At 44.4% G+C, this 8,834-nt stretch carries 6 protein-coding genes and 1 tRNA gene; 6 read left to right on the top strand and 1 reads right to left on the bottom strand.

The annotated features are described in order from the left end of the window. Position 1 precedes the first annotated feature (1 nt). The 3 genes from KTR07_RS07195 (at position 2) to nagA (KTR07_RS07185) (ending at position 2,560) form a co-directional block, all read left to right on the top strand. Positions 2 to 74: transfer RNA gene (locus KTR07_RS07195), tRNA-Gly, on the top strand. A gap of 128 nt (positions 75 to 202) precedes the next feature. Beyond that, positions 203 to 1,369 (top strand): N-acetylglucosamine-6-phosphate deacetylase, encoded by a 1,167-nt coding sequence (nagA, locus tag KTR07_RS07190; RefSeq protein WP_008761353.1) that lies wholly within the window; start codon positions 203 to 205, stop codon positions 1,367 to 1,369. 18 nt (positions 1,370 to 1,387) lie between these two features. Then, positions 1,388 to 2,560 carry an N-acetylglucosamine-6-phosphate deacetylase gene (gene nagA / locus KTR07_RS07185; RefSeq protein WP_011107394.1) on the top strand — a complete coding sequence of 391 codons (1,173 nt, stop codon included), beginning with the start codon at positions 1,388 to 1,390 and terminating at the stop codon, positions 2,558 to 2,560. 121 nt (positions 2,561 to 2,681) lie between these two features. Here the strand turns inward: nagA (KTR07_RS07185) and KTR07_RS07180 are convergent, their stop codons facing one another. Continuing rightward, the gene (locus tag KTR07_RS07180) at positions 2,682 to 3,041 is read right to left on the bottom strand and encodes a co-chaperone YbbN (RefSeq protein ID WP_008765560.1); all 360 of its coding nucleotides are present in this window, start codon (positions 3,039 to 3,041) and stop codon (positions 2,682 to 2,684) included. Between the two features lie 233 nt (positions 3,042 to 3,274). On the opposite strand from KTR07_RS07180, the gene KTR07_RS07175 reads away from it, so the two are divergent. The 3 genes from KTR07_RS07175 to KTR07_RS07165 are packed head-to-tail and all read left to right on the top strand — an operon-like array spanning position 3,275 to position 8,828. Continuing rightward, positions 3,275 to 4,537 (top strand): TolC family protein, encoded by a 1,263-nt coding sequence (locus tag KTR07_RS07175; protein WP_011107396.1) that lies wholly within the window; start codon positions 3,275 to 3,277, stop codon positions 4,535 to 4,537. A gap of 55 nt (positions 4,538 to 4,592) precedes the next feature. Then, complete coding sequence (locus KTR07_RS07170; protein ID WP_008765562.1) at positions 4,593 to 5,687, top strand: efflux RND transporter periplasmic adaptor subunit; 1,095 nt, start codon at positions 4,593 to 4,595, stop codon at positions 5,685 to 5,687. Positions 5,688 to 5,702: 15 nt separating this feature from the next. Continuing rightward, entirely contained in the window at positions 5,703 to 8,828 is a 3,126-nt protein-coding gene (locus KTR07_RS07165; RefSeq protein ID WP_008765563.1) for an efflux RND transporter permease subunit, read from the top strand. Positions 8,829 to 8,834 lie beyond the last annotated feature (6 nt).

The raw sequence follows: 8,834 nt of genomic DNA, 5'->3' as shown, positions 1-8,834 counted from the left end.
TGCGGAAATAGCTCAGTTGGTAGAGCATAACCTTGCCAAGGTTAGGGTCGCGAGTTCGAGTCTCGTTTTCCGCTCAAAGTAGTGAGGTTGTCAGTCGATAAGATTGGCGACCTCTTTTTGTAATTACGAAAGTCGATGTACTTCCCCCAAAAAGAGTGTCATCGACTCACACAGACCTATAATTAATTTAAGAACTTGTGATATGTTAACACAAATCATTAATGCGCGCATCCTCACCCCTCAGGGCTGGTTGAAGGATGGGTCCGTACTTATTCGTGATCATAAAATTCTGGAAGTGACTAACTGCGACCTGGCGGTTATCGGAGCAAAACTGATTGATGCCAAGGGCATGTATATCGTTCCGGGAGGAGTAGAAATTCATGTTCATGGCGGTGGTGGAAGAGACTTTATGGAGGGGACGGAAGACGCCTTCCGGACAGCGATTAAAGCTCACATGCAACACGGAACTACCAGTATTTTCCCCACACTTTCTTCTTCTACTATTCCTATGATCCGTGCAGCCGCAGAAACAACTGAAAAGATGATGGCAGAGCCGGACAGTCCCGTACTCGGCCTGCATCTGGAAGGACATTACTTCAATATGGAGATGGCAGGCGGACAGATTCCGGAGAATATCAAAAATCCTGATCCGGAAGAGTATATCCCTTTGCTGGAAGAAACCCATTGCATCAAACGTTGGGATGCGGCACCGGAACTTCCGGGGGCTATGCAGTTCGGAAAGTATATCACCGCAAAAGGCGTATTGGCATCTGTAGGACATACACAGGCTGAATTTGAAGATATCCAGACTGCGTATGAGGTAGGATATACGCATGCTACCCATTTCTACAATGCTATGCCCGGATTTCACAAACGGAAGGAATATAAGTATGAAGGTACGGTAGAAAGTATTTATTTGATTGATGATATGACAGTGGAAGTCGTGGCCGATGGCATTCATGTGCCTCCTACCATTCTTCGTCTGGTCTATAAGATAAAAGGAGTGGAGCGTACGTGCCTGATCACTGATGCGCTGGCTTGTGCGGCAAGTGACAGTAAGACTGCTTTTGATCCGCGTGTCATTATCGAAGACGGTGTGTGCAAACTGGCAGACCGCTCTGCATTGGCAGGAAGTGTGGCGACGATGGACCGTTTGATCCGTACGATGGTGCAGAATGCTGAAATTCCTTTGGCGGATGCTGTGAGGATGGCTTCCGAGACTCCGGCCCGTATCATGGGAGTGCTCGACCGCAAAGGTACGTTGGAACGTGGCAAGGACGCGGATATTATTGCTTTGGATAGAGATCTGAATGTAAGAGCGGTCTGGGCGATGGGACAATTGGTAGAAGGTACAAACAAGCTGTTTTAACGACTAAAAAAGAAAACGATGTTAACTCAAATAATCAACGGTAGAATACTTACTCCGCAAGGCTGGCTGAAAGACGGCTCTGTATTGATTTGTGATGGAAAAATATTAGAGGTAACCAACAGTGATCTGGCAGTTATCGGTGCAACAGTGATTGATGCGAGAGGAATGACAATCGTACCGGGATTTGTCAGTATGCATGCGCATGGTGGCGGCGGCCATGATTTTACCGAAGCAACGGAGGAGGCTTTCCGTATCGCAGCAACTGCTCATTTGAAGCATGGAGCTACCGGCATATTTCCTACTTTGTCATCTACTTCGTTTGAGAGGATATATCAGGCGGTCGATGTTTGTGAGAAGCTGATGAAGGAACCGGAGTCTCCGATTCTCGGTCTGCATATCGAAGGGCCTTATCTGAATCCGAAGATGGCAGGAAGCCAGTATGACGGTTTTCTGAAAACTCCCGATGAAAATGAATATGTGCCGCTGTTGGAACATACTTCCTGTATCAAGCGCTGGGATATCAGTCCCGAATTGCATGGGGCACATGATTTTGCAAAATACACTCGTTCCAAGGGAATTATGACAGCCGTTACTCATACGGAGGCTGAATATGATGAGATTAAGGCAGCGTATGCGGTAGGATTCTCGCATGCTGCTCATTTCTATAATGCGATGCCCGGTTTTCATAAACGTCGCGAATATAAATATGAAGGTACGGTAGAGAGTGTATATCTGACAGATGGAATGACGGTAGAAGTTATTGCAGACGGTATTCACTTGCCTGCTACTATTCTGAAACTGGTTTATAAACTGAAAGGGGTAGAGAATACTTGTCTGGTGACTGATGCGTTGGCTTATGCTGCCAATGAAGGGAACGAGCCGATTGATCCGCGTTATATTATTGAGGACGGAGTATGTAAGATGGCGGATCATTCTGCATTAGCCGGTAGTCTGGCGACTATGGATGTGTTGGTTCGTACGATGGTGAAGAAAGCAAGTATTCCTTTGGAAGATGCCGTGCGTATGGCTTCCGAAACTCCTGCCCGTCTGATTGGTGTGAGCGATCGGAAAGGGGCATTGTCTAAAGGTAAAGATGCTGATATTGTGATACTTGATAAGGAATTGAATGTACGGTGTGTCTGGTCGATGGGAAAAGTTGTTCCGGGGACAGATAGGTTGCTGCATAAATGATAAGTGCTATCTGTTAAATCTGAAAATAGAAAGTCCGAACCTTTAAATTGCAAAAAGCAATTGGGATTCGGACTTTTTCAGTAAGAAAAGTAGTAATGTGAGTACTCTATATTCTATTTTATCATGAAAATAGAGTCGTTTCTATAAACTCTTTCAATTGAACCTTATTCATTGTACCGAGTTTCATTATCGGTTTGCCATTCACCGGGCAAAGCAAAAGGTTGGGAATTGTCCGAATCTTGAATGCACTTTCCAGTTCCTCTTCCTGATCGACGTCTACTTTATAAATGTCCAGTCTCCCTTTATATTCTTCTGCTAATTGGTCCAATATGGGTGATAATGCCTTGCAATAACCACACCATGGAGCATGAAAATCGACTAAACAAGGTTTATCCCCTTTATATTCCCAATTATCCGGATAAGACTGATAATCAGCAATTTTCTCAACAAAACTTTCTTTGGTTAAATCTATAATTTTCATATTTCCTGTTTTTAATGATTCATTATTTATTTCTACTTTGCAAAGATAGGGGTATGGTAGAGAAAGAGGGATAGCCATTCTTCCTGTTGTGTTTACAATTTTTCCTTTCCCTAGATATTTTCTAATCAAATTCTAATCTGAAATGAGAGCCTTATAATCGCTTTTATCCGGTCTCTCCCGTTGCAGAGTTGTACTTTTGTCGCAAAACAAATTAAGGTAACAAAAAGATTGCGATGAACAGAGCATTTTTATTTTTACTATTTCTTCTATTGGCAGGAAAGATGTGTGCGCAACAGGTTGCAGGCACATTGACACTGAAAGAAGCAGAGCAGCGTTTTTTAGAGCGCAATTTATCGTTGATAGCCGAGCGGTACAATATCGACATGGCACAGGCGCAGGTATTACAAGCCAAATTGTTTGAAAATCCGGTCATTTCGCTGGAACAGAATGTCTACAACCGATTGAACGGGAAGTATTTTGATTTTGGAAAAGAAGGGGAAGCTGTTGTTGAAATAGAACAGGTGATCCATCTTGCCGGTCAGCGGAACAAGCAAGTCCGGCTGGAAAAAATCAATAAGGAAATAGCTGAATACCAGTTTGAAGAAGTAATGCGGACGCTCCGTCAGGAATTGAATGAAAAGTTTGTAGAAGTCTACTTTCTTTCTAAGTCCATTGCCATCTATGAAAAGGAAGTAAATTCCCTGCAAGTACTTTTGGGCGGAATGAAAATTCAGCAGGAAAAGGGAAACATCTCTTTAATGGAAATTTCCCGTCTGGAATCCATGCTCTTCTCCTTGAGGAAAGAGAAGAACGAACGGGAGAATGATTTACTGACTACCAGGGGAGAACTGAATTTATTACTGAACCTTCCGGAAGATACACAAGTTCAACTCTCATTAGACGAAGAAGTACTGCAACAACTGGACCTGTCGCAATTATCATTTGCAGACCTGAAAGCAATCATCAATGAACGGCCCGACCAAAAGATTGCCCGAAGCACAGTGAATGCCTCCCGTGCAAATCTGAAACTACAGAAGTCAATGGCCTTTCCCGAGTTCTCTGTGAAAGGGAATTATGACCGTGTAGGAAACTTTATCAATGACTATTTCGCGATAGGAGTAAGCCTGTCCGTACCTATCTTCAACCGTAATCAGGGAAATATCAAAGCAGCCCGCTTCAGTATCCAGCAGGCGGGAGTGCAGCAGGAATATGCTGCCAATCGTGCCGATATGGAACTCTTCACCGCTTATACGTCTCTGGAGAAAGCGACTCAACTCTATCAATCCACTAATATGGACCTGGAACGTAACTTCGAGAAATTGATCACAGGAGTCAATGAGAATTTCACCAGAAAGAATATCAGCCTGCTGGAATTTATCGACTATTATGACAGCTATAAAGAAACCTGTATCCAACTATACGAGATAAAGAAAAACGTATTTCTCGCTATGGAAAACCTGAATACAGTTGTCGGACAAAATGTATTGAACTACTAATAAACCGACCAATATGAAACGATTAAAGATCACAATCCATAAATTATCAAAGACTATGAACTGGAATAAATTTCTTCCTTGTATATTGTTTGGCAGCCTTTTGGGAGCATGCTCCGGAAAAGGAGAACAACCCAAAGTAGAACCGACTACACTATGCCTGACGGACAGCCTGCTGAGAATCGTATCCGTCGATACCGTGCACGTCTGTGAAGTGGTAGATGAACTGACATTGAATGGACGGGTCACTTTCAATCAGGATCAGGTGGCAAATGTGTATCCGATGTTCGGAGGAACCGTGACGGAACTGCGTGCCGAAATAGGAGACTTTGTTCACAAAGGAGAAGTGCTGGCAGTGATCCGTAGCGGGGAAGTGGCGGATTATGAGAAACAATTGAAAGAAGCTGAACAACAACTCTTGCTGGCCCGGCGGAACATGGATGCCACACAGGATATGTACACTTCCGGCATGGCATCGGATAAAGATGTACTTCAGGCCAAGCAGGAACTGGCAACTGCGGAAGCGGAAGAAAGACGAATCAAAGAAATATTCTCCATTTATCACTTCTCCGGAAATGCTTTTTATCAGCTCAAATCTCCCGTATCAGGCTTTATTGTGGAAAAGCAGATTAGCAGGGATATGCAGCTGCGCCCCGACCAGGGGGATGCGCTGTTTACGATTTCCGGTCTGTCCGATGTATGGGTGATGGCGGATGTGTATGAAAGTGATATTAGTAAGGTTTCCGAGGGAGCTGATGTCCGTATCTCGACTTTGGCATATCCGGAAAGGACATTTACAGGTACGATCGACAAGGCCTATCACCTGTTGGACAGTGAAAGTAAGACAATGAACGTACGCATCAAACTGAAAAACGAGGATTACTTGCTGAAGCCGGGTATGTTTACAAACGTGAGCGTGAAGTGTAAAGCGGAAGATACTTCCATGCCTCGTATCGACTCCCATGCGCTGGTGTTCGAGGGAGGAAAGAATTATGTGGTCACAGTAGAGCCTGACCAGCGTCTGAAGATAAAGGAAGTAGACGTTTACAAACAGTTGAGCAAGGAATGTTATGTCCGTTCCGGTCTTTCCGAAGGAGACAGGGTACTGAATAATAATGTATTGTTAGTGTATAATGCTTTGAATGCGGATTAAAAATCAGAGAATAGTATGCATAAATTCATAGATAATATAGTAGCCTTCTCGCTGAAGAATAAGTTCTTTATATTCTTCTGTACGGTGATTGCCGTTATAGCCGGAGCCGTCTCATTCAAACATACGCCGATAGATGCCTTTCCGGATGTAACGAATACAAAAGTGACGATCATCACGCAATGGGCGGGCCGTAGTGCGGAAGAGGTGGAGAAATTTATCACGATTCCCATTGAGATAGCCATGAATCCCGTACAGAAAAAAACGGATATTCGTTCGACCACTCTTTTCGGACTTTCTGTGATCAATGTAATGTTCGAAGATCGTGTTGATGACTTTACAGCCCGTCAGCAAGTCTACAATTTGCTGAATGATGCCGATCTTCCCGAAGGCGTGACTCCCGAAGTACAGCCTTTGTACGGACCTACCGGAGAAATCTATCGCTACACCCTGCGCAGTGACAGACGTAGTGTACGCGATTTGAAAACGATTCAGGACTGGGTGATCGAACGAAATCTCCGTTCGGTATCAGGTGTAGCTGATATCGTCAGTTTCGGTGGCGAGGTGAAGACATTCGAAGTGAGCGTGAATCCTCATCAGTTGATTAATTACGGAATTACCTCTCTCGAACTTTATGACGCGATAGCCAAGAGTAATATCAATGTAGGAGGAGATGTCATCACGAAAAGTTCTCAGGCATACGTAGTCCGGGGAATCGGTTTGATAAACGATCTGGATGAATTGCGAAACATTGTAGTGAAGAACATCAACGGAACGCCGATTCTCGTAAAGAACCTGGCAGATGTTCACGAATCCTGCCTGCCCCGCCTCGGACAAGTGGGACGAATGGATGAGAACGATGTCGTTCAGGGAATTGTGGTGATGCGTAAAGGGGAGAACCCCGGTGAAGTCATTGCAAATCTGAAAGATAAGATAGAAGAATTGAATCAGAATGTACTTCCTGAAGATGTACGGATAATACCGTTCTACGACCGTGAGGACTTGGTGAACCTGGCGGTAAAAACGGTGACCCATAATCTGATTGAAGGAATATTGTTGGTTACGTTTATTGTGTTAATCTTCATGGCAGATTGGCGGACAACCGTGATTGTTGCGGTGATTATTCCATTAGCTTTGTTATTCGCATTTATTTGTTTACGCGTGATGGGGATGTCTGCCAATCTGCTTTCTATGGGGGCCATTGACTTTGGTATTATTATCGATGGGGCAGTGGTGATGGTGGAAGGTGTGTTTGTCGCTTTGGACAAGAAGGCGAAAGAGGTGGGAATGCCCGCATTCAATGTGATGTCCAAGATGGGACTGATCCGTCATACCGCCAAGGATAAGGCAAAAGCGGTATTTTTCTCCAAACTGATCATCATTACTGCCTTAATTCCTATTTTCTCTTTTCAGAAAGTGGAAGGAAAAATGTTCTCACCTTTGGCATATACATTGGGTTTTGCTTTGCTGGGTGCGCTTATTTTCACATTAACGCTGGTTCCCGTCATGTCGTCCATGTTGCTGAAAAAGAATGTACGCGAAAAGAACAACCGCTTTGTCCATTTCATCAATCAAAAGTGCACGGCTCTTTTTGATACCTTCTATGCTCATCGCAAGCTGACTATCGGACTGGCAACCGTAGTTGCAGGAGTCGGTTTATGGCTTTTCTCTTTCCTCGGGACGGAGTTTCTTCCTCAGCTCAACGAAGGTTCGATCTACATCCGTGCTACGCTGCCGCAAAGTATATCGCTGGATGAATCCGTAACGCTGGCAAATAAGATGAGAAAGAAACTATTGACTTTCCCCGAAGTGAGGCAGGTACTGTCTCAAACCGGACGTCCCAACGACGGAACGGATGCAACCGGATTTTATAATATTGAGTTTCACGTAGATATTTATCCGGAGAAAGACTGGGAAAGCAAACTGACCAAACTGCAGCTTATCGACAAGATGCAGGAAGATTTATCCATTTATCCCGGCATTGACTTTAACTTTTCGCAGCCGATTACGGATAATGTGGAAGAAGCGGCTTCCGGTGTAAAAGGTTCTATTGCGGTGAAAGTGTTCGGTAAGGATTTGTACGAATCGGAAAAACTGGCCGTCCAGATTGATAAGATCTTAAATACCGTGCAGGGAATTGAAGACTTGGGAGTGATTCGCAATATCGGCCAGCCGGAACTTCGTATTGAACTGAACGAACGTCAGTTGGCACGTTATGGAGTGGCTAAGGAAGATGTTCAGTCTATCATTGAAATGGCTATTGGCGGGAAGTCAGCTTCGCTGTTGTATGAGGACGAACGGAAATTTAATATCATGGTGAGGTATAGTGAAGAGTTCCGTCAGAATGAAGAGGAGATAGGTAAGATACTGGTTCCGGCGATGGACGGAACGATGGTGCCTATTAAGGAACTGGCAGATATCACTACGATTACAGGACCATTATTGATCTTCCGTGACAACCATGCTCGTTTCTGTGCTGTCAAGTTCTCGGTGAGAGGACGGGATATGGGTACGGCAGTTGCCGAAGCGCAGAAAAAGGTAAATGCTTCCGTCCATTTACCGGCTGGATATTCTTTGAAATGGACGGGTGATTTTGAGAATCAGCAGCGTGCTTCGAAACGTCTGGCACAGGTAGTACCTATCAGCATTGCCATTATTTTTATTATTCTGTTTATTCTCTTCTCCAATGCAAGAGATGCAGGACTGGTATTGCTGAATGTACCGTTTGCTGCCGTGGGAGGTATCGCAGCCCTTCTGATAACGGGCTTCAATTTCTCTATATCGGCGGGTATCGGTTTTATCGCCTTGTTCGGTATCTGCATACAGAATGGAGTTATTATGATTTCCGATATCAAGGCAAATCTGAAACTGGGTTCGCCTTTACAGGAGGCCACTAAAGAAGGAGTCCGATCACGTATCCGCCCTGTGATAATGACGGCGGCTATGGCAGCTATCGGTCTGTTGCCTGCGGCTATGAGTCATGGTATCGGTTCGGAATCACAGCGTCCGCTGGCGATTGTCATTATCGGCGGATTGATAGGAGCGACTTTCTTCGCCCTGTTCATCTTCCCGCTGATTGTGGAAGTAGTGTATGAACGAATGCTATATGATAAAAACGGAAAATTATTGCAAAGACGTATCTAATTCATT

This window comes from Bacteroides sp. MSK.20.82 (genome assembly GCF_019052485.1).
Classification (GTDB): domain Bacteria; phylum Bacteroidota; class Bacteroidia; order Bacteroidales; family Bacteroidaceae; genus Bacteroides; species Bacteroides thetaiotaomicron.
Note: the sequence above shows the minus strand (reverse complement) of the source record. Positions and strands in the feature narration are given on the sequence as shown.